The sequence below is a fragment of the Variovorax sp. efr-133-TYG-130 genome (genome assembly GCF_030208835.1).
In the GTDB taxonomy this organism is placed as follows: Bacteria; Pseudomonadota; Gammaproteobacteria; order Burkholderiales; family Burkholderiaceae_C; genus Variovorax.
Genome location: NZ_JARVTD010000045.1, coordinates 22,510 through 43,480 on the forward strand (window position 1 = coordinate 22,510; position 20,971 = coordinate 43,480).

Here is a 20,971-nt window from a genome sequence, read left to right on the forward strand (position 1 = left end):
CCCGGGGCGCTAGAGCGCCGACTCGTGCCAGTGCCGCAGCAGCAGCCGGCCGATGGCGCTCACCGCCAGGAAGAACACGAAGCCCAGCAGCGTCGCCGCGATCACCTCGGCGAACAGCAGCGCGGTGTACATGCGCCCCTGCGCGAACACGATCTGCACGCCCAGGCCGCCTTCGGCATTGCCCGAGCCGATGATGAACTCGCCCACGATGGCGCCGATCACCGACAGCCCCGCCGAGATGCGCAGCCCCGCGAAGATGTGCGGCAGCGAGCCCGGCAGCCGCAGTTTCCAGAACGACACCAGCCCGCCCGCGCGGTGCAGCGCGAACAGCTCCGCCAGGTTGCGCGAGGTCGAACGCAGGCCCAGCATCGTGTTGTTGATGATCGGGAACAGCGACATGATGAAGCTCACGATCACCACCGACAGCTCGTTGTAGCCGAACCAGAGCACGATCAGCGGCGCGATCGCCACCACCGGCACGGTCTGCAGCAGCACCGCATACGGATACAGGCTGCGCTCCAGCAGCCGCGACTGCGCCAGCACGGCCGCACCCGCGATGCCGAGCACGATGGCCATTGCGTAGCCCAGCAGCGCCTCCTTCAGCGTCGACAGCGTGGCGCCGATCAGCACGCCGGCGTTCTCCGCCGTGGCGGCCGCCACTTCCTGCGGCGACGGCAGCAGGTAGCCCTTGCCCTGGTAGACGGTGGCGCTCAGCAGCCACCAGAGGCCGATGGCCAGCAGCGCGACCACCAGCACCGGGGCGGCGTTGCGCACGAAGGCTGCGGCGGGGGAAGAAATGGATCCTTGCGTCATCGCCGTCTCCTCACGCAACCGCCTGTGCGCGATGCTGCGCGCGCAGCACCGCCGTCACCTGCCCGGTCAGCGCCGCGAAGCCCGCGCTGGCGCGCAGCTCCGGCGCGCGCGGGAATCCGAAAGGCACGTCGATCACGTCGAGGATGCGCCCCGGCCGCGGCGACATCACCACCACCCGGTTCGACAGGTACACCGCCTCGTGCACGTTGTGCGTCACCAGCACGCCGGTGAAGCCGGCCTGGCGCCACAGCGACGACAGCTCCTCCTGCAGCACGTCGCGCGTGAGTTCGTCGACCGCCGCCAGCGGCTCGTCGAGCAGCAGCAGCCCGGGCCGCAAGGCCAGCGCACGCGCCAGCGACAGCCGCATGCGCATGCCGCCCGAAAGCTGGTGCGGGTACGACTTCTCAAATCCGGCGAGCCCCACCAGCTTGAGCGCCTCGGCCGCGCGGGGCCGGTAGCTGGCCGGCGCGTGGCCTTCGAGCTCCATCAGCAGCTGCGCGTTGCGTTCCACCGTGCGCCAGGGCAGCAGCGCGGCCTCCTGGAACACGAAGGCGGTCTCCATGCCATCGGGCCGGGTGCAGCGCCCGGTGCTCGGCTCCACGAGCCCCGCCATGATGCGCAGCAGGGTCGACTTGCCGCAGCCCGAAGGCCCGACGATGGAAACGAACTCGCCCGGGCGCAGCGCGAAGTCGACCGTGTCCAGCGCCAGCAACCCGCCATCCTTGCGCGTGTCGAAACGCTTCGACACGCCCTCCAGCCCGACGGCCGCGCCGCTCATGGGGCGCAGCCCGGCACCAGCGTGCGGTCGTAGCCCTGCTTCGCGTCGAAGTTCGCCGGCAGGAAATTGACGCTGCGCAGCTGGCCCGCCAACTCGTTCCAGCGTGCGTCGCTCATGCAGCCGATGCGGCCCAGGTCGTGGGAGATCAGCGTCTCGATCATTTCCTTGTTGGCCGCATCGTAGATCTCGGGCGTCATCTGCTTGTTCATGCCGGTGATCAGCGGCTTGAGCCCCTGCGGGTTGCGCACGTAGTTGGCCCAGCCCTTCTGCACCGCCGCGATGGTGGCCTTCACCAGCGCGGGGTTCTTGCGGATCATGTCGTCGGTGGTGAAGAGCACGTCGTACGGCCGGTAGCCCAGCGACGCCAGCGTGATCTGCTGCACCTGCACGCCGGCCGCGGCCATGCGCGCGGGCAGGAAGAGCGAGTAGCCCTGCTGCACCATCTTCGGGTCGTTGCGGAACAGGCTCAGGTCGCCGCTCACCGGGATCTCGCGCGTGCCGGCGAGCTTGTACTGCTTCTTCGTCCACTCCCAGTAGGCGTTGCCGAGGTTCACCGCGAAGGTGCGGCCCTGCAGGTCGGTGATGGACTTCACCGCCGGGTCGGCGTGATAGACCAGCGTGTAGGGCACGTAGTCGAGGTGCGCGAACACCGCGCGCACCGGCGCGCCGCGCAGGCGGGCCAACAGCACGTCGTCGGCGTTGCCGATGCCGAACTCGGCCTGGCCCGAGGCCACCTGCGGAATGGTCTGGATCTTCGGGCCGCCCTGCAGCACGCTGATCTCGATGCCGGCCTCCTTGCCGAGCTTGTCCTGCTGGGCCTGCCAGTAGCCGGCCTGGTCGGGCTGGGCGAACCAGTTGCTGAGGATGCGCACTGGCTTGGGCGCGTCGGCGGCCTGTGCCGCGAGCGGAAGCAACGTGGCCAGCGCAAAAGCGAGCGCGAGAGGACGAAGGGCGGAAGAAATCATGATGCGGACACCTTGAGCCAGGGAAGTTGCGCCGCCGTGTAGCGGAAGGTCTGGAACACGCTGTTCTGCCGGCCGGGCACGTATTTGCGCGCGGCTTCGTCGGGGTATTCGGCGAACCAGGGAATCACGTACTCCCACACCACCTCGCCGGCCGGCGTGACCTCGAACAGGCGCCCGGTGGCCGACTCGGTGACGTGCGTGTTGCCGTTGGGCAGTCGCTGCGCGCTGCCCATGTAGGCGGTGTAGAACGCGTTGACCAGTTCGTCCGCGTACTGCCACACGACCTCGTTGGAGGCCGGGTCGATTTCGAGAACGCGGGAGAACGCCACATGCTTGCCGGTGCGGAAGTTGCCGTTGTCGAAAGCAAGAATGTTGCCGTTGTCCAGCGCGACCGGCGCATGCTGGTGCGACAGCACCGACGGCGGAATGTGCAGCTTCACGCCGCCCGTGGCGCGGTCGACGCCCACGATGCCCGAGGTGGTGCGCAGGCTCATGAGCACCAGCCCCTCGCGCGTCACGTCCAGGCCGTTCACCAGCGGCCAGTGGGTGCGGCCGAAGCCGGGGTGGATGGGGAAGTCTTCCGGCTTCAGGTGCTCCCAGGCCTTCCATTCCCACACCAGCTTGCCGTTGCGGTCGACCTCGCGGATCACGTCGCCGTACATCGTCTCGTCGGGGCCGTGCGCCGTGCCGCCGGGCACGCGCTCGGCAAAGCCGGGCGGCACGGGCGCGCAGCCTGCGTACAGCAGGTGGCCGTTGGCCAGCCAGCGGGCGTCGTGGTGGTGCGTCGGATCCTGGTAGCGCCAGACGATCTCGCCCGCGGGCGTGGCCTCGTAGAAATCGCCGCCGTGCCACAGCGACCAGGCGCCGTAGATCTCGGGCGAATCGGCGTGGTTGCCGTTGTAGCCGAGGTTGCCGTTGGGCAGGATCACGGCCGCGCGGCCCGGGCGCACCGGCATCTTCCACTGGTGCGCGACGCGGCCCTCGATGTCGATCAGGTAGACGTTGCCGTCGTCGGTCTGCGGCGCGATCAGGGTGTAGCCGCCGGCGCTGAGCGCCGGGTCGTGGGCGATCAGGCCGACGCCGCGGCGGCGCTGGGTGATCTGGTCTACGGTGGTGGTGGGCACGGAACGAACCTCGGGGAGATTGAAGAATGGCGCGAATGTAGGACGCATCGCCCGTCAGGAAAATCTGTTTGTTTTGTACGGTGCGTATGGAAATTCCATACACTCCCCGGCCATGCGCGCCATCTCCCAGACCTTCCGCTGTTTCGACGAAGTGGCCCGCCGCGGCTCGGTGCGCAAGGCCGCCGAGGCGCTGCACCTCACGGCGGCCGCCGTGCACCAGCAGGTGCTCAACCTCGAGGAACAGGTGGGCACGCCGCTGTTCGACCGGCTGCCGCGCGGCATGCAGCTCACCACGGCCGGCGAGATCATGGTGGCCGCCGTGCGGCGCGGCCAGCGCGACTTCGACAACGCCCTGGCCCAGGTGGAAGACCTGCGGTCGCTGCGGCGCGGGCACATCAACCTGGCGGTGTCGCATTCGTCGGCCGAGCAGCTGGTGCCCGAGGTCATCGAGGCCGCCATGAAGCACTACCCCGGCGTGACCTACAGCGTGCGCTCGGGCAGCGGCGAGAACATCCTGAAGTGGGTGGCCAACGGCGAGTCGGACATCGGCTTCTGCCTTCGCCGCAAGCCGCCGCCCGGCGTGGAAGAGATCCGCGCGTTCCCGCAGCACCTGGGCCTGGTCACGCCGCCGGGCCATCCGCTCACGGCGGCCAGCAAGCTGCCGCGCCTGCGCGACTGCCTCGATCACCCGCTGATCCTCATGACGCCCGACACCGAGCTGCGCGCCATGGTCGACCAGATCGACCACCGCGAGCACCGCAAGGTGCGCCCGCTGGTGGAGACCAGCTCGGTCGCGATGGTGCGGCGCCTGGTGGCCGGCGGCACCGGCATCGGCTTTCTCATTCCGGAGAACGTGGCCGAGGACGTGGAGCGCGGCACGCTGGTGTGGACCGGCCTGGCCGACGCGGGCGCGCGCTCGTTCAGCTGCCTCTACCAGCGCGCCGGCCAGACCACGGCGGTGGCCATGGGCATGTTCCTGCAGTTCCTGGAAGCCGCGCTGCTGGCCATCGAGAAGCGCTTCGAGCGGCAGGCGCCGCTGCCGTCGCTGAACGGCTTCGCGCAGTAAACACGCCGGCGCGATACGATCATCGGACGAATTACGCGGCTTTTTTCCAGCCGCGACCGACCGACAGCAGCGAATGATCCAGCGCAAGACCCACCTCGACTCCCTCGCCATCGGCCTCCTGATCGCCTGCTGCGCGTTCTGGGGACTCCAGCAGATCCTCATCAAGACCACCGTGGCCGAGGTGCCGCCGATGTGGCAGGCCTCGATCCGCATGGTGGGCGCCACCGCGCTGCTGTGGCTGTGGTGTGTGTGGCGGCGCGTGCCGCTGTTCGAGCGCGACGGCACGCTGTGGCCGGGGCTGCTGGCCGGGCTGCTGTTCTCGGGCGAGTTCGCGGGCATCTACCTGGGGCTGCAGAACACCAGCGCGTCGCGGCTCACCGTGTTCCTCTACACCGCGCCGTTCTGGGTGTCGCTTTTGCTGCCGCGCTGGGTGCCGGCCGAGCGGCTGCGCGGCTTCCAGTGGCTGGGCCTGTTCATCGCGTTCTCGGGCGTGGTGCTGGCCTTCAGCGAGGGCTTCGGCCACATGAGTTCGTCGCAGCTGGTGGGCGACGCCATGGGCCTCGCGGCCGGCGCCCTGTGGGGCCTGACCACGCTCACGCTGCGCACCACCAAACTGGCCACGGCCAGCGCCGAGAAGACGCTGTTCTACCAGGTGGCGGTCACCGCGGCGATGTGCCCGCTGCTGTCGCTGGCGCTCGGCGAGCACTGGGGCTTCGCCTATTCAGCCGGCGCCTGGACCTCCATCGGCCTGCAGACCGTGATCGGCGCCTTCGCGAGCTACCTCACCTGGATGTGGCTTCTGCGGCACTACCCGGCCACGCAGATGTCGTCCTTCACCTTCCTCACGCCGCTGTTCGCGCTGGTTTTCGGCGTGGTGGTGCTCAAGGAGCCGCTCACGGTGCAGCTGATCGTGGCGCTGATCGGCGTGGCGCTGGGCATCGTGCTGGTGAACCGGCGGCCTGCGGTACAACGCGCCGCATGAACGGCAACACCATGAACTTCCAGCCGGTGCTCGACGAGATCGTCGCCACCCTGCGCCCGCAGATCGACCAGGGCTGCCCCGGCGGCACCGTGGCCAGCTACATCCCGGCGCTGGCGCGCATCGACGCGCGGCAGTTCGGCATCGCGCTGCGCACCTGCGACGGCACCGAGGCAGGCGCGGGCGACTTCGAGACGCCCTTCTCCATCCAGAGCGTGTCCAAGCTCTTCACGCTCACGCTGGCCATGCAGCGCATGGGCGACGCGCTGTGGGAGCGCATCGGCCGCGAGCCCTCGGGCAATCCGTTCAACTCGCTGGTGCAGCTGGAGAACGAACAGGGCAAGCCGCGCAACCCTTTCATCAATGCCGGCGCCATCGCGGTGGCCGACCGGCTGGTGAGCCAGGCCAAGGCCGGCGGCGGCAGCGCCAAGGCCGACATCCTCGCGCTCATGGCCAACCTGTGCGGCGAGCCCATCGCCTTCGACGACGAGGTGGCGCAGTCCGAAGCCGACACGGGCTTTCGCAACTTCGCGCTGGCCAACTTCATGAAGAGCTTCGGCAAGATCGACAACGACGTCGCCACCGTGCTCGACACCTACTTCCACCAGTGCGCGCTGCGCATGAGCTGCCGCCAGCTGGCGCGCGCCGCCGCCTTCCTGTGCCGCGACGGCGCGCACCCGGTCGAAGGCCAGCCCGATATCACCGGCGAGCGGCAGACCCGCCGCATCAACGCGCTGATGCTCACCTGCGGCACCTACGACGCGGCCGGCGACGTGGCCTTCTCCATCGGCCTGCCCTGCAAGAGCGGCGTGGGCGGCGGCATCGTGGCCGTGGTGCCCGACAAGCTCACGCTGTGCGTCTGGTCGCCGGCGCTCGATGCCACCGGCAATTCGCTGCTGGGCATGAAGGCGCTGGAGCTGTTCGTGGCGCGCACGGGGCTGTCGGTGTTCTGATTGACGTTGCCCCTCAGGCCGCGGCCGCCACCGGCGCCGTCGCCAGGCAGCCCATGCCCTCGAGCGATGCCTCGACCGCCTCGTCGAGCGGCGTGTGCGGCTCGCGGCCCAGCAAGGCCACCAGCTTCGCGTTGTCCATGCCCACGGGCGTTTGCCACAGGTAGCGCATCTCGCGCATTTCACGGAAGGTGGCGACGAAGGGCGAAGCCAGCGTCAGCAGCCACCACGGAAAGGCCGACACCCGCGCCTCGGTGCCGGTGCGGCGCATCACCGCCTTGCGGATGGCGCCGCTCATGCGCGTGCCGTCGGCGTCCCAGTGGCCGGCCATGTGGAAGCGCGCGAAGGGCTCGAGCCGGTCGCGCCGCGCCAGCAGCTCGACCATGGTGCGCGCCACGTCCGGCAGGTACGACCACTGGTGGCCGATGCCGGCGCGGCCAGGGTAGCTCACCGCCTTGACCGGCTGCCCCGCCTTCACCAGCCCCTGAGAGAACCAGTTGTTGCCGGCCCGGGGACCGAAGAAGTCACCGGCGCGCACGATCAGCACGCGGGCGCCCTCGCGGCTCGCGTCTTCGAGGCGCTTCTCCATCTCGACGCGGATCGCGCCCTTGCGGGTGGCCGGATGCTGGGGCGATGTTTCGGCCAGCAGCGGAAAGGCGTCGGGGCCGAAGTTGTAGACCGTGCCCGGCAGCACGATGGTCGCGCCGTCCGCCTTGGCGGCGGCGATGGTGTTGTCGAGCATCGGCAGCACCAGCTGCGACCAGTTGCGGTAGCCCGGCGGGTTGACCGCATGCACGATGACCGCGCAGCCCCTCGCGGCCTGCCGCACGGCCTGCGCGTCCATCGCGTCGCCGGCCAGCCAGGTGATGCCGTCGCGCTTTCCTTCGCTCGCGCCGCGCTTCAGTGCGCGCACCTCCCAGCCCGCGTCGCGCAGCTGGCGGGCCACCTCGCCGCCGATGCCGCCCGTCGCGCCAAGGACCAGAACCGTGTTGTCGTTGCCGTGTGCCATGGAATGCTCCAGAACAGTTGTCGATGGATGAATTCTGGAACCGGGCCGGTTCGATTGGAATTACCGAACATGAGCCAGCAGCTATACATTTATGCATGACTTCGAACATCGGCTGGGAGCTCTACCGCTCCTTCCTCGGCGTGCTGCGCGAGGGTTCTCTCTCGGGCGCGGCGCGCGCGCTGGGCATCACCCAGCCCACGGCGGGGCGCCACGTGGCGGCGCTCGAGGAAGCGCTGGGCGTGGTGCTTTTCACCCGCTCGCAGGTCGGCCTGCTGCCCACCGAAGTGGCGCTGGCGTTGCGCACGCATGCCGAGGCCATGGAAAGCACCGCCGCATCGCTGCAGCGCGCCGCCAGCAGCCAGGGCGAAGGCGTGCGCGGCGTGGTGCGGGTGTCGGCCAGCGAGGTGATCGGCGTCGAGGTGCTGCCGCCCATCGTGGCGCGGCTGCGCGAGGAGCATCCGGCGCTGAAGGTCGAGCTGGTGCTGACCAACCGCGTGCAGGACCTGCTGCGGCGCGAGGCCGACATCGCCGTGCGCATGGTGCGACCCCGGCAGGAGCAGCTGGTGGCGCGCCGCATCGGGAACATCGAGCTCGGCTTCCATGCGCACCGCGACTACCTCGCGCGCCACGGCACGCCGCGCCGGCTCGAGGAACTGGCCGGCCACGCGGTCATCGGCTACGACCAGCCCTCGGCCTTCGTGCGCAACGCGGGCAAGTCGCTGCCGGGCTACAGCCGCGACAGCTTCTCGCTGCGCACCGACAGCGACCTCGGGCAACTGGCGCTCATACGCGCCGGCGCGGGCATCGGCGTGTGCCAGGTCGGCCTGGCCCGGCGCACCGAGGCGCTGGTGCGGCTGATGCCGCGCGCCATGGCGCTCAAGCTCGACACCTGGGTCACCATGCACGAGGACCTGCGCAACAGCCCGCGCTGCCGCGCCGCCTTCGACGCATTGGCCGAGGGACTGCAACAGTACGTTGACGGCCAGGAAGACGCCGGCGCGCGGGGGAAAATGGCCCGCGCAAGCAAACAGGCCTCCGAATGACAGAACCATCGAACGAATCCGACACCCTCCCCCTGCAGGAAGCCCGCCTCTGGCGCGACGACACCTGGACCGCCCGCGTCATCAAGAACGAGGAAGACGACGGCTGGGCCGTCGAGATGACCCGCCACGGCGACCCCGAGCCGGCCCTGGTCGGCCCCTGGACCATGGGCCGCGACAAGAAGAACCCCAAGCCGCTGGACGGCCCCGCCTTCTCCACGCTGGTGAAGACCGCCGCCGAAGTGATCCGCCGCCACGAGCAGCAACTGCACGCCACGCTCAACAAGAGCGTGACCGTCACAGCGCGCAACGACCAGCGTGTGCGCGTGGCGCTGGCCATCGTGCCCGACGAGGACAACCCCTCGGCCACGCTCAGCGCCTACGACGATGCCGACGACGCCGAGCTCGCCAGCGTGAGCGTGTCGCCCGCCTTCAGGCTCACGGCCGCAAGCGCCAGCGCATGGATCGAGTCGGGCTACGCGCGCCCGCGCTGAGCGCGAATAACACATGAATCGCGATTTCGCCAATTAGCGAAACAGCGTATGTTCATGCCGGGGTGAGTTGAGAAGAATCCGCCCCAACGAGCAATCGTTACCAGTCATACGACACCCGCTGCCAGTGCTGCCAGCGAGGCGTCGGGCAATAAAGCCCGAATCGGTTTCACCACCGGTTCGGGCTTTTTTGTTTTCTCGGCCGCAAGGAAACTTTTCGAAACGGATGCGCTGCATCCGGTGGCGAAGCCTTGCCCAAAGAAAACGCACTGGCAGCCGAACGCCCGTTTGCAGGGCCGCGCCGCGGGAGGAGACACCCAACGCGCGGTTCCGAAGGTCGGATCTTCCTGATGACTCGCACAAACACAAAGGAATTTGACATGACGAACGCTTTCAACCGCCGCCAGATCGTGAAGACCGGCGGCTCGATGATCGTGCTGGGCGCCGCGGGCGGCGTGGCCGGCATCGCATCGGCGCAGGACGGCGGCACCGTGAAACTCGGCCTGCTGCATTCGCTCTCGGGCACCATCGCCATCGCCGAGGCCTCGCTGGTCGATGCCGAGAAGCTCGCCATCGAGGAGATCAACGCGTCCGGCGGCGTGATGGGCAAGAAGATCGAGGCCGTGGTGGAAGACGGCGCCAGCGAGAACCCGGTGTTCGCCGAGAAGGCGCGCAAGCTGCTGGAGCGCGACAAGGTGGCCGCCATCATCGGCTGCTACACATCGGCCTCGCGCAAGGCGCTGCTGCCGGTGCTCAACCAGGCCAAGGGACTGCTGTTCTACCCGACCTACTACGAAGGCCAGGAGCAGGACAAGCGCGTGTTCTATCCCTCGCAGGAGGCCACGCAGTCGGTGATCGCGGCGGTCGAGTGGATGGCGCGCGAGAAGGGCAAGAGCTTCTTCCTGGTGGGCTCCGACTACATCTACCCGCGCACCTGCAACAAGATCGCCAAGCCCGCCATCGCCAAGGCCGGCGGCAAGGTGCTCGGCGAGGAGTACGCGCCGCTGGGCCACACCGAGTTCTCGTCGATCATCAACAAGATCAAGGCCGCCAAGCCCGACTGCATCTACAGCACCGTGGTGGGCGGCTCCAACGTGGCCTTCTACAAGCAGCTGCGCGCGGCGGGACTGGACGGCGCCAGGCAGGTGCTGCTGTCCACCGTGGTGTCGGAGAACGAGATCGACGGCATCGGCAAGGACAACGCCGCCGGCTACTACGCCTGCATGGGCTACTTCCAGAGCATCAAGTCGCCGGCCAACGAGAAGTTCGTGAAGGCCTTCAAGGCCAAGTACGGGCAGGACCGCGTGATCGGCGACCCGATGGAGGTGGCCTACAACAGCGTCTACCTGTGGAAGCTGGCGGTGGAGAAGGCCAAGTCCTTCGACGTCGACAAGGTCACGGCGGCAGCGGCGGGCGTGGAAATAGAAGCGCCCGAAGGCACGGTGCGCGTGCACGCCACCAACCACCACGTGTGGAAGAAGGTGCGCGTGGGCCGCGCCCGGCCCGACGGGCAGTTCGACATCGTGTGGGAATCGCCCCAGCTGGTCGAGCCCAACCCCTTCCCGAAGGTCTGAACGCGATGAACTTCGACATCGCGGTGATGCAGGTGTTCAACGGCGTGAGCCTGTTCACCATCCTGCTGCTGATGGCGATCGGGCTGGCCATCGTGTTCGGCCTGATGGGCGTCATCAACATGGCGCACGGCGAGCTGATGGCCCTGGGCGCCTACATGACCTACCTGGCCGCGCGCTTCTTCGAGCACTTCGCGCCGGGCTTCATGGACCTGTACCTGTTCGCCGCGATTCCGTTCGCGTTCGCGGTGACCTTCGCGTTCGGCTATGTGCTGGAGCGCGGCTTCATCCGCTTCTTCTACGACCGCCCGCTGGACACCCTGCTCGCGACCTGGGGCCTGAGCCTGATGCTGCAGCAGGCCTACCGCTCGATCTTCGGCGCGCAGGAGGTGAGCGTGCCGCTGGCCTCGTGGCTCGCCGGGGCGTGGGAGCCGACGCCGGGCATCCAGCTGCCGCTCACGCGCATCTTCATCGTGGGGCTCACGGCCCTGGTCGCGACCGGCGTGTACCTGCTGCTGTACCGCACGCCGTGGGGGCTCAAGGTGCGCGCGGTGACGCAGAACCGCGCCATTGCCGGCGCGGTGGGCATCGACACGCACCGGGTGGACGCCATGACCTTCGCGCTGGGCTCGGGCCTGGCGGGCATCGCGGGCGCGGTGTTCACCATGATCGGCTCGACCAACCCGGGCACGGGGCAGCTCTACATCGTCGACTCGTTCATCGTGGTGGTGTTCGGCGGCGTGCAGAGCCTGGTGGGCACCGCGCTCTCGGGCTTCTCCATCGCGCAGTCGCAGACCTGGCTGGAGTACCTGATGAGCGGCTCGATGGCCAAGGCGACGATCCTGCTGCTGGTGATCGTGGTGCTGTACTTCCGGCCCAACGGGCTGTTCGCCACGCGGTCGAGGAGCTGAGGGCATGTTGTCGAAACTCTCTCCCCAACGCAGGCGCGACATCGGCGCGATGGCCGCGGTGCTCCTGCTGCTGGCCGTGGTGCTGCCTGCCGCGCTCGATCCGTTCCGGCTCAACCTTGTGAGCAAGTACCTGGCCTTCGCCTTCGTCGCGGTCGGCGTGGTGCTGACCTGGGGCTACGGCGGCGTGCTGAGCCTGGGCCAGGGCATGTTCTTCGGCCTGGGCGGCTACATGATGGCGATGTTCCTCAAGCTCGAAGCCTCGGCGCCCGAGCTGCCGGACTTCATGGTGTGGAGCAGCGTCGACCAGCTGCCTTCGTGGTGGGTTCCGTTCCACTCGCTGGGCTGGACCGTCGTCGGCATCCTCGCCGTTCCCGCGGTGCTGGCTTACGTGTTCTCCTACGCCATCTTCAAGCGGCGGGTGAGCGGCGTGTACTTCGCGATCGTCACGCTGTCGCTGGCGCTCACGCTCACCGTGGTGGTCATCGGCCAGCAGGGCGACACCGGCGGCGCCAACGGCATCACCGATTTCCGCACGCTGCTGGGCCTGGACATCGCGGGCGACGACGCCAAGCGCACGATGTATTTCGTCGAGGTGCTGGCGATCGCGCTGGTGATGGCGGTGTCGCTCGTCATCGTGCGCAGCCGCTTCGGCAAGATCCTCATCGCCATCCGCGACCGGGAAGACCGCGTGCGCTTCAGCGGCTACAACACGGCGCACATGAAGGCCTTCGTGTTCGCGGTGGCCGCGGTGCTGTCTTCCATCGGCGGGGCCTTCTACAGCCTGCAGGTGGGGCTGATCGCGCCGGGCGTGATAGGCGTGGTGGCCTCGGTGGAGATGGTGATCTACGCGGCGGTGGGCGGCCGGCTGTCGATACCGGGTGCTGTCGTCGGTGCGCTGCTGATCGGCTTTCTCAAGTCGTACCTGTCCGAGACCTTTCCTGAAGGCTGGCTGTACTTCCTGGGCGCCGTGTTCATCCTCGTGGTGTGGGCCATGCCCGAGGGGCTCGCGGGCCTGGGCGCGAGGCTGCTGCGCCGGCGCGGCGCGGAGGCCGCGCCATGAACGCGACCATGACCATGCCCAACGGCGGCCTGCCGCAGGCCGCCTCGGCGGTGCCGCCTTCGAACGAGCAGATCCTTCGCGTCGAAGACCTCACCGTGTCCTTCGACGGCTTCAAGGCGGTGGACGGCCTGAGCCTTGCGGTCGAGCGCAACGAGCTGCGCGTGATCATCGGCCCGAACGGCGCGGGCAAGACCACGCTGCTGGACATGATCTGCGGCAAGACCCGTCCGAGCGCGGGCCGCGTGCTGTTCAACGGCCAGGACCTCGGCCGCCTGAACGAGTACGAGATCGTGCGTGCCGGCGTGGGCCGCAAGTTCCAGACGCCCTCGGTCTACGAAGACCTCACGGTGCTGGAGAACTTCGAGATCTCGCTGCCGCGCATGCACGGGCTGCTGCAATCGCTGGCCTTTCGCCGCACCGCCGCGCTGCGCGAGCGCATCGACGCGATGGCGGCCGACGTGTTCCTGCTCGACCAGCTCGAGCGCCGCGCGGGCCAGCTCAGCCACGGCCAGAAGCAGTGGCTGGAGATCGGCATGCTGCTGATGCAGGAGCCCGAACTTCTTCTGCTCGACGAGCCCGTGGCCGGCATGAGCCCGCGCGAGCGCGAGCAGACCGGCGACCTGCTGCGGCGCATCTCGGTGGGCAAGTCGGTGGTGGTGATCGAGCACGACATGGACTTCGTCAAGCGCATCGCCCACCGCGTGACCGTGCTGCACCAGGGCCGGCTGCTGAGCGAGGGAACGGCCGCCGAAGTGCAGTCCGACCCGCGCGTGATCGACGTGTACCTGGGCCATTGAGCACAAGGAGAAACAGATGCTCGAAGTCTCCGAACTCGACGTCGCCTATGGCGAGTCGCACGTCATCCGCGATGTTTCGCTGCGCGTCGCGCCCGGCGAGGCGGTGGCCATCATGGGCCGCAACGGCATGGGCAAGACCACGCTGCTGAAGTCGCTCATCGGCCTGCTGCCCGCGCGCGGCGGCAGCATCCGCCTGGGCGGCGCCGACATCACGAAGCTGCCGAGCTACCAGCGCGTGGCGCAGGGCCTGGCCTTCGTGCCGCAGGGGCGCATGGTGTTCCCGTTCCTCACGGTGGAGCAGAACATTCTCTCGGGCGCCGCGAAGTCCGGCCACCGCACGGTGCCCGACTACCTCTACCGCTTCTTCCCCGTGCTCAAGGACATGAAGCAGCGCAAGGCCGGCAACCTCTCGGGCGGCCAGCAGCAGATGCTGGCGATTGCGCGCGCGCTCATCTCCGAGCCCAAGCTGCTGATCCTCGACGAGCCGACCGAGGGCATCCAGCCTTCGATCATCAAGGAGATCGCGCAGACACTGAACGTGCTGCGCGCCGAGCGCGGCTTCGCCATCGTGGTGTCGGAGCAGGTGCTGAGCTTCGCGCTCGACCTGGCCGACCGCTTTCTCGTCATCGACCGCGGGCGCCTCGTGCACGACGAGGCGCGCGCAACGCTCGACCAGGACAAGGTCAGGTCTTTCCTGACCGTGTGAGAGCCCATCCCTTTTTTCTTCAACCCCTCTTTCAGGAGCAGCGTCATGAGACATGGTGATATTTCGAGCAGCAACGATTGCGTGGGCGTCGCGGTCGTCAACTACAAGATGCCCCGCCTGCACACCAAGGCCGAGGTGCTGGACAACGCCCGCAAGATCGGCGAGATGCTGGTCGGCATGAAGAAGGGCCTGCCGGGCATGGACCTGGTGGTGTTCCCCGAATATTCCACCCACGGGATCATGTACGACGCCAAGGAGATGTACGACACGGCCGCCACCGTGCCCGGCGAGGAGACGGCCATCTTCGCGGACGCCTGCCGCCGCGCCAACGTGTGGGGCGTGTTCTCGCTGACCGGCGAGCGCCACGAGGAGCATCCGAACAAGGCGCCCTACAACACGCTGATCCTCATGAACAACCAGGGCGAGATCGTCCAGAAGTACCGCAAGATCATGCCGTGGGTGCCCATCGAGGGCTGGTACCCGGGCGACTGCACCTACGTGAGCGAAGGCCCCAAGGGCATGAAGATCAGCCTGATCATCTGCGACGACGGCAACTACCCCGAGATCTGGCGCGACTGCGCGATGCGCGGCGCCGAACTCATCATCCGCTGCCAGGGCTACATGTACCCGGCCAAGGAGCAGCAGATCATGGTGTCGAAGGCCATGGCCTTCATGAACAACACCTACGTGGCGGTGGCCAACGCGGCGGGCTTCGACGGCGTGTACTCGTACTTCGGCCATTCCGCGCTCATCGGCTTCGACGGCCGCACGCTCGGCGAATGCGGCGAGGAAGAGATGGGCATCAACTACGCCGAGCTTTCCATGGGCCTGATCCGCGACGCGCGCAAGAACGGCCAGTCGCAGAACCACCTGTTCAAGCTGGTGCACCGCGGCTACACCGGCACCATCAACTCCGGCGACGGCGACAAGGGCGTGGCGGCCTGCCCGTACAACTTCTACACCCAGTGGATCAACGACCCCGAGGGCACGCGCGAGATGGTGGAGTCGTTCACGCGCAGCACGGTGGGCACGCCCGAATGCCCGATCGAAGGCATTCCGAACGAGCCGGCCAAGCACCGATGAACGCGGCGGTCCCCGATCCGCTGGCCGCCTACCGCATCGAGGCCGAGCCCTTCTACCGTCCCGCGGGCAACGAGGTGGCGCTCTACCGGCAGGCGTACCGCCACCGCATGCCGCTGATCCTGAAAGGCCCGACCGGCTGCGGCAAGACGCGCTTCGTGGAGCACATGGCGTGGTCGCTGGGCCGGCCGCTGGTGACGCTGGCCTGCAACGAGGACATGACGGCCTCGGACCTCGTCGGGCGCTACCTGCTCGACGCCAACGGCACCGCCTGGCACGACGGGCCGCTGACGCTGGCGGTGCGGCACGGCGGCATCTGCTACCTCGACGAAGTGGTGGAGGCGCGGCAGGACACGACCGTGGTGATCCACCCGCTGACGGATGCGCGGCGCATATTGCCGCTCGACAAGAAGGGCGAGCTGGTACACGCGCACCCCGATTTCCAGCTGGTGGTGTCGTACAACCCCGGCTACCAGAGCAGCGCGAAGGACATGAAACCCTCGACGCGCCAGCGCTTCGCGGCGCTGGAGTTCGACTACCCCGGCAGCGCGCTGGAGGCGAAGATCGTCGCGCACGAGGCCGGCGTCGAACCCGGGCTCGCCGCGAAGCTGGTGGCCATCGCGCGCTGCTCGCGCGAGCTGAAGCACCGCGGGCTCGACGAAGGCGTGTCGACGCGCATGCTGATCTACGCGGGCGTGCTGATACGCGACGGCGTGACGCCGCGCGAGAGCTGCGAGATGACGATGACGCGCGCATTGACCGACGACCCCGACATGGCAAGCGCGCTGCAGGGCTTCGTCGAGGCGCAGTTCGGATGAACGACGCGTACGGCGGCCCCGGTGCGCTGTCGCTGCTGGCGCGCGGCCTGGCGGGCGTCGACGTGGAAGTACAGGCGCTGACTGGCGCGGGCACGCGCGCCGTGCTCACGGGCCGCAAGCTGCTGCTGCCCGAAGGCACCGGCGACCCGAAACTGCGCCGCGCCATGCTCGCGCATGCGGTCGCGCACCTGCGGCACTCGCGGCCCGCGCGCCCGGCACAAGGACTCAAGCCGATGGGCATCGCCGTGGTCTCGGCCATCGAGGACGCGCGCGTGGAGCGCCTCCTGTGGCGCGACTTCCCCGGCATGCACGGCTGGTTCGCCGCATCGCTGCCGGCCGCGTCCGACCCCCTCGACCTGCGCTTCGCGGCGCTCGTCTCCCGGATGGACCGCCTGCTGCTGCTGCCCGACGCGATCGACGACAACCACTGGGTGAACAAGGCACGTCGCATGTTCGACGAGACCATAGCCAGCGCGGGCCTGGAGGACTACGACGCCTTCCGCGCCATCGCGTCGATCCTCGCCAACGACCTGGGCCAGATGCGCGTGCGCTTCGAGCCCCAGCATTACGCCGTGCCCGCGCCCTGGCGCGACGACAACAGCTACCTGTGGGAATTTGCCGAGACGGAGACCGCGCCCGACGAAGCCATCGCGCTGCAGCAGGCAGGCGCACGGCCGCCACCGCCTTCCGATGCGCCGGACGAGGGCAGCGGCCCGCCTCCTTCCGATGCGGCGGGCGACATCGAACTCGGCCGCTACACGTATCCCGAATGGGACCGCAAGCTCGAGCGACTGCGCCCCGACTGGTGCACGGTGATCGAAAAGCTGCCGGCGTGGCAGGGCCTGCTGCCGGGGCGCGAGCAGGCCGCGCCCGGCAACGGGCGCATCGCCCCGCTCGCCCTGCCCCGCGCGCGCCACCTCGACCGCACGCACCGCCTGCGCCGCCAGTGGGAAGGCGACGACATCGACCTGAACGCGGCCATCGAGGTGCTGGTCGATCGGCGCCTGCGGCTGCGGCCCGATGCGCGGCTGTTCATGCGCCCGGGCAAGGGCCCGCGCCCGTCGAGCGTGCTGGTGCTGCTCGACCTGTCGGCGTCGGCGAACGACCCGGGGCCGCATGCAGCCTCGCTGCTCGACATCGAGAAGCAGGCCGCGCTGCTGCTGGCCGCGTCGAACGCGCGCGGCATCGACCGGCTGGCGATCCACGGCTTTTCGTCGAACACGCGCGCCGAGGTGTACTACTACCGCCTGCTCGAAGCCGGCCGTCCGCTCGACGCACCGACGAGCGCCATGATCGGCGCGCTGCGCGGGCGCTACTCGACCCGCATGGGCGCCGCGCTGCGCCACGCCGCCGCGCTGATGCAAGCCGAGCCGCCCGGCCAGCGCGCGGTGCTGCTGGTGACCGACGGCGCGCCTTCCGACATCGACGTGCACGATCCGCAATACCTGATCGATGACGCCCGCCAGGCCGTCGCCGAGGCCCGCGACGCCGGCGTGCGCACCGCCTGCATCGCGGTGGACGGCGCGGCAGACGCCTATGTGCGGCGCATCTTCGGCTGGCGCAACTATTGCATCGCCGACGACGCGCGCAGCCTGCCGGTGCGGCTCTCGCGCATGAGCGCACGCCTTGCATCGGCCCACTGACTGAAGACTATGATGATTCGACACCCCAGGAGACTTCAGCGTGGCTGACAAGGACCCCATACGCGTCGGCATCCTCTATTCGGAAACCGGCGTCACATCGACCATCGGACTCTCGCAGCTGCAGGGCGCGTTGCTCGGCATCGAGGAGATCAACGCGGCAGGCGGCGTGGACGGCCGCGAGATCGTGGCGGTGCGCTACGACCCGCAGTCCAACCCCGCGCGCTACGCCCAGCTTGCCGAGAAGCTGATCGTGCAGGACCGCGTGAACGTGATCTTCGGCTGCTACATGTCGAGCAGCCGCAAGGCGGTGATACCGGTCATAGAGAAGTGGAACAAGCTGCTGTTCTACCCGACGCTGTACGAGGGCTTCGAGTACTCGGGCAACGTGATCTACACCGGCGCGGCGCCCAACCAGAACAGCGTGCAGCTGGCCGAGTTCATGACCACGAACTTCGGCGCGCGGGTGTACCTGATCGGCTCCGACTACATCTACCCCTACGAGTCGAACCGCATCATGGGCGAGCTGGTGATGCAGCGCCCCGGCAGCGAGAAGCTGGGCGAGCGCTACGTGGCGCTGGACGCCGGCGAGCGAGACTACCGGGCCATCATGGACGACATCCGCGACAAGCGGCCCGACTTCATCTTCTCGACGGTGGTGGGCGACTCCACCGCGAGCCTGTACCGCGCGTATGCCGAGGCGGGCTTCGACCCGAAGACGATGCCGATCGCCAGCCTCACGACTTCGGAGGCGGAGATCTCTCAGATGGGCCACGGCGTGGCGACGGGGCACTTCACGGCGGCGCCGTATTTCCAGTCGATCGACTCGGCCGCGAACCGGCGCTGCCTGGCGATGCTGCGCGCGCGCTTCGGCGACGGCTGCGTGCCCAACCTGTGCTGGGAGGCTTCGTATTTCCAGATGCACATTTTTGCGAACGCGTACCGGCAGGCGGGGAGCGACGGCATCGCGGAGATTCTTCCGTACATCCTGGGCAGCGAGTTCGATGCGCCGCAGGGGCTGGTGAAGATCGACCCGGCCAACCATCACACATGCCTGTACCCACGCATCGGGCGGGTCGACGCGCACGGGCAGTTCACCATCGTGCGGCAGGCGACGCGGGCGGTGTACCCGGATCCTTACCTCGTCACTCACTCGCTGGGCGACTGGACGGCCAAGCTGGATACGCTGGAGATCTAGGATGAACTTCCGTTCCTCCATTTGTTGCTCCAGGAGGCATTCGGGGCGCGCTCACGCCGACGGGGTACCTTGCTCCGCGAATGTCCCCCGGCCTGCGGCCTCCTCCTTTATTTCGCTGCGCAAGGCACCCCATCGTCGTGATCGTTGGACAGAGCGGTTGTTGATCAACTGCGAACCAACAGCGTGCCCTGTGCACAGGACACCGGGTGCTCCCCGCAGCGAAATAAAGGAGGAGGGGCGCAGCCCCGGGGGACATTCGCGGAGGGGAGCACCCGGTGTCCTGTGCACACGCCCCGAAAAAAGGCGCCCCGAACAACAGCGTCAGAAAAACAAGAAGGCCTGAAAGTGGAAGGCACAGCCCCCAAACGGCACACCCTGCGCGTCACGCCGCCGCAGCTGAAAGAGCTGCGCCTGCTGAAGATCGCCGTGATCCACCCCGACGACAACGACGGCCGCCAACTCACGCAACAGCTGCAACGCATCGGCTGCCAGGTGCAGGCCTTCTGGCCACCCGTGCAAGTCCTGCCCGAAGGCATCGACGTCGCCTTCATGGCCGTGCAGCCCGACTTCATCAACATGCGCTTCGAATGGACCAAGAGCGAAGACGCGCCGGCCATCATCGCGGTCGTCACCTACGAGAACCCGACCATCATCGAGGCCGTGCTGGAAATCGGCGCCAAGGCAGTTTTGCCTTCGCCGGTGCGTTCGTTCGGTCTGTTCTCGGCACTGGTGGTGGCGCGCGAGGCGCACAAGGAGGCACGCTCGCTCGCCAAGCGGCTGCGCAAGGTCGAAGCCAAGCTGCTGGGGCAGCGCCGCATTGCCGAGGCCAAGGCCATCCTCATGAAGACGCACGACGTGTCCGAAGGCCAAGCCTACGACCTGATCCGCGACCAGGCCATGAGCAAGCGCACCACCACCGAAGAAATAGCGACCGCCATCGTCAATGCCAACGAGATCCTCTCGCTGGGCATGCGCCCCAAGCCCGACGCGGGCTGATCCACCAGGTTCGGCTCAGGCCTGGCGGAACGCCGTCAGCACCTTCAGCACGCTCAGCGTGGCGCCGTCGAGCGCCGCGTGCTGGCGATGCGCGATGCCCACGCGCCGCGTGAGCCTGGGGCTCACCGGCAGGATCTGCATGCGGTCGCCGCGCACGTTGTCGGTGCTCTGCTGCAGCGGCAGCAGCGCCGCGCCATAGCCGGCCGCCACCAGGCTGCGGATGGCGGCGTCGTAGTTGAGCTCGATGCGCGCACGCGGCGCGAAGCCCGCCTCGGCAAACCATTCCATCGTGAGCCGGTACATGTGCGTGGTGGCTTCGTTGAAGATCAGCGGCTGCGCCGCCAGCCACGCCGGCGTGACGCGCTTCGGCGCCTTCCAGCGCGGGGGCACGAAGGCCATCATGGGCTGTTCGCACCACGGCGTGACGACGATGCCGCGCACCGGCGGCTGCGGAATCGCGACCAGCCCGATGTCGAGCGTGCCGGCGGCCAGCCGCTCCATGGCCTCGTAGGAGCCGCGGATGCTCACCTCCACGTCGATGCCCGAATGCTCCGCGCCCAGCGCCTCCAGCACCTGCGGCAGCAGGTCGACCAGCACGCCGGTGGAGGTGCCCAGCCGCACCCGGCCGGTGCGGCCCTCGGCCTGGCGCTTGACGGCTTCCACGGCGTCGTCGGTGTCGCGCAGCAGCTTGCGCCCGCGCTCGACCAATGCGGCGCCGGCGGCGGTCGGCGTGATGCGGCGGTTGCCGCGCACCACCAGCGGCGCCTCCAGCCGCGACTCGAGTTCGCTGATGTGCAGGCTCACCGTCGGCTGCGCCAGGTGCAGCGCCTTGGCCGCGGCCGAAAAGGTGCCGAGGTCGACGATGGCGATGAGGGTGCGCAGTTGGTCGAGGTTGAGTTGTCGCATCGGGTCGCCGTGTTGGGGGTGAAGAATCGCGCCATCAGCAAAGCTGATTGCAAGCCTCAGGATTCTCAACTTC

General features: G+C 68.4%; 21 protein-coding genes. 15 read left to right on the forward strand and 6 right to left on the reverse strand.

Translation table 11 applies throughout. From position 1 onward, the window contains the following. Nucleotides 1-9: 9 nt before the first annotated feature. Genes QRN67_RS31805 through QRN67_RS31820 form a run of 4 tightly spaced genes read right to left on the reverse strand, consistent with a single transcriptional unit; the run spans nt 10 to nt 3,680 of the window. Nucleotides 10-813 carry an ABC transporter permease gene (locus QRN67_RS31805; protein ID WP_285415008.1) on the reverse strand — a complete coding sequence of 268 codons (804 nt, stop codon included), beginning with the start codon at nt 811-813 and terminating at the stop codon, nt 10-12. A 10-nt stretch (nt 814-823) separates the two neighbouring features. Continuing rightward, a complete protein-coding gene (locus QRN67_RS31810; RefSeq protein ID WP_285415009.1) occupies nt 824-1,591 on the reverse strand; it encodes an ABC transporter ATP-binding protein in 768 nt (255 codons plus the stop codon). After that, entirely contained in the window at nt 1,588-2,556 is a 969-nt protein-coding gene (locus QRN67_RS31815; protein ID WP_285415010.1) for an ABC transporter substrate-binding protein, read from the reverse strand. Before QRN67_RS31815 ends, QRN67_RS31810 begins: the two co-directional genes overlap by 4 nt. Then, entirely contained in the window at nt 2,553-3,680 is a 1,128-nt protein-coding gene (locus QRN67_RS31820; RefSeq protein ID WP_285415011.1) for an aryl-sulfate sulfotransferase, read from the reverse strand. The genes QRN67_RS31815 and QRN67_RS31820 overlap by 4 nt, the downstream gene beginning before the upstream one ends. Before the next feature lie 112 nt (nt 3,681-3,792). On the opposite strand from QRN67_RS31820, the gene QRN67_RS31825 reads away from it, so the two are divergent. From QRN67_RS31825 to QRN67_RS31835, 3 genes are all read left to right on the forward strand, one after another. Next, a complete protein-coding gene (locus QRN67_RS31825; protein ID WP_106936188.1) occupies nt 3,793-4,746 on the forward strand; it encodes a LysR family transcriptional regulator in 954 nt (317 codons plus the stop codon). A 73-nt stretch (nt 4,747-4,819) separates the two neighbouring features. Continuing rightward, the gene (locus QRN67_RS31830) at nt 4,820-5,728 is read left to right on the forward strand and encodes a DMT family transporter (protein ID WP_081267365.1); all 909 of its coding nucleotides are present in this window, start codon (nt 4,820-4,822) and stop codon (nt 5,726-5,728) included. Then, nucleotides 5,725-6,678 (forward strand): glutaminase, encoded by a 954-nt coding sequence (locus tag QRN67_RS31835; RefSeq protein WP_285415012.1) that lies wholly within the window; start codon nt 5,725-5,727, stop codon nt 6,676-6,678. The genes QRN67_RS31830 and QRN67_RS31835 overlap by 4 nt, the downstream gene beginning before the upstream one ends. A 13-nt stretch (nt 6,679-6,691) precedes the next feature. Here QRN67_RS31835 and QRN67_RS31840 read toward each other — a convergent pair whose 3' ends face one another. Beyond that, nucleotides 6,692-7,684, reverse strand: coding sequence for an SDR family oxidoreductase (locus tag QRN67_RS31840; RefSeq protein ID WP_285415013.1), 993 nt, complete (start codon nt 7,682-7,684; stop codon nt 6,692-6,694). Between the two features lie 95 nt (nt 7,685-7,779). Between QRN67_RS31840 and QRN67_RS31845 the strand changes: the two genes are divergently transcribed. The 12 genes from QRN67_RS31845 to QRN67_RS31900 all read left to right on the forward strand — a co-directional run bounded on the left by QRN67_RS31845 (nt 7,780) and on the right by QRN67_RS31900 (nt 19,992). Next, nucleotides 7,780-8,727: a LysR family transcriptional regulator gene (locus tag QRN67_RS31845; protein ID WP_081267363.1), complete on the forward strand. Its 948-nt coding sequence runs from the start codon at nt 7,780-7,782 to the stop codon at nt 8,725-8,727. Next, entirely contained in the window at nt 8,724-9,218 is a 495-nt protein-coding gene (locus tag QRN67_RS31850) for a hypothetical protein (protein ID WP_081267362.1), read from the forward strand. Before QRN67_RS31845 ends, QRN67_RS31850 begins: the two co-directional genes overlap by 4 nt. A 377-nt stretch (nt 9,219-9,595) precedes the next feature. Continuing rightward, a complete protein-coding gene (urtA, locus tag QRN67_RS31855; RefSeq protein ID WP_081267361.1) occupies nt 9,596-10,789 on the forward strand; it encodes an urea ABC transporter substrate-binding protein in 1,194 nt (397 codons plus the stop codon). Between the two features lie 5 nt (nt 10,790-10,794). After that, entirely contained in the window at nt 10,795-11,697 is a 903-nt protein-coding gene (urtB, locus tag QRN67_RS31860) for an urea ABC transporter permease subunit UrtB (protein WP_106936193.1), read from the forward strand. Between the two features lie 4 nt (nt 11,698-11,701). Then, nucleotides 11,702-12,757, forward strand: coding sequence for an urea ABC transporter permease subunit UrtC (urtC, locus tag QRN67_RS31865; protein ID WP_285415014.1), 1,056 nt, complete (start codon nt 11,702-11,704; stop codon nt 12,755-12,757). Between the two features lie 14 nt (nt 12,758-12,771). Then, entirely contained in the window at nt 12,772-13,554 is a 783-nt protein-coding gene (gene urtD / locus QRN67_RS31870) for an urea ABC transporter ATP-binding protein UrtD (RefSeq protein WP_106937606.1), read from the forward strand. Nucleotides 13,555-13,570: 16 nt separating this feature from the next. Beyond that, nucleotides 13,571-14,260, forward strand: a complete 690-nt coding sequence (gene urtE, locus QRN67_RS31875) for an urea ABC transporter ATP-binding subunit UrtE (protein ID WP_081267357.1) — start codon at nt 13,571-13,573, stop codon at nt 14,258-14,260. A 45-nt stretch (nt 14,261-14,305) separates the two neighbouring features. Beyond that, on the forward strand, nt 14,306-15,343 hold the full coding sequence (locus tag QRN67_RS31880; protein WP_081267356.1) for an aliphatic amidase: 1,038 nt from the start codon (nt 14,306-14,308) through the stop codon (nt 15,341-15,343). After that, the gene (locus QRN67_RS31885) at nt 15,340-16,158 is read left to right on the forward strand and encodes a CbbQ/NirQ/NorQ/GpvN family protein (RefSeq protein WP_285415015.1); all 819 of its coding nucleotides are present in this window, start codon (nt 15,340-15,342) and stop codon (nt 16,156-16,158) included. The genes QRN67_RS31880 and QRN67_RS31885 overlap by 4 nt, the downstream gene beginning before the upstream one ends. Further along, nucleotides 16,155-17,801 (forward strand): nitric oxide reductase activation protein NorD, encoded by a 1,647-nt coding sequence (locus tag QRN67_RS31890; protein WP_285415016.1) that lies wholly within the window; start codon nt 16,155-16,157, stop codon nt 17,799-17,801. The genes QRN67_RS31885 and QRN67_RS31890 overlap by 4 nt, the downstream gene beginning before the upstream one ends. Nucleotides 17,802-17,841: 40 nt before the next feature. After that, nucleotides 17,842-18,996 (forward strand): transporter substrate-binding domain-containing protein, encoded by a 1,155-nt coding sequence (locus tag QRN67_RS31895; RefSeq protein WP_081267353.1) that lies wholly within the window; start codon nt 17,842-17,844, stop codon nt 18,994-18,996. A 345-nt stretch (nt 18,997-19,341) separates the two neighbouring features. Next, nucleotides 19,342-19,992 carry an ANTAR domain-containing response regulator gene (locus tag QRN67_RS31900; protein ID WP_172839817.1) on the forward strand — a complete coding sequence of 217 codons (651 nt, stop codon included), beginning with the start codon at nt 19,342-19,344 and terminating at the stop codon, nt 19,990-19,992. Nucleotides 19,993-20,007: 15 nt separating this feature from the next. Here QRN67_RS31900 and QRN67_RS31905 read toward each other — a convergent pair whose 3' ends face one another. After that, nucleotides 20,008-20,898: a LysR family transcriptional regulator gene (locus tag QRN67_RS31905; RefSeq protein ID WP_081267351.1), complete on the reverse strand. Its 891-nt coding sequence runs from the start codon at nt 20,896-20,898 to the stop codon at nt 20,008-20,010. Nucleotides 20,899-20,971: the final 73 nt, after the last annotated feature.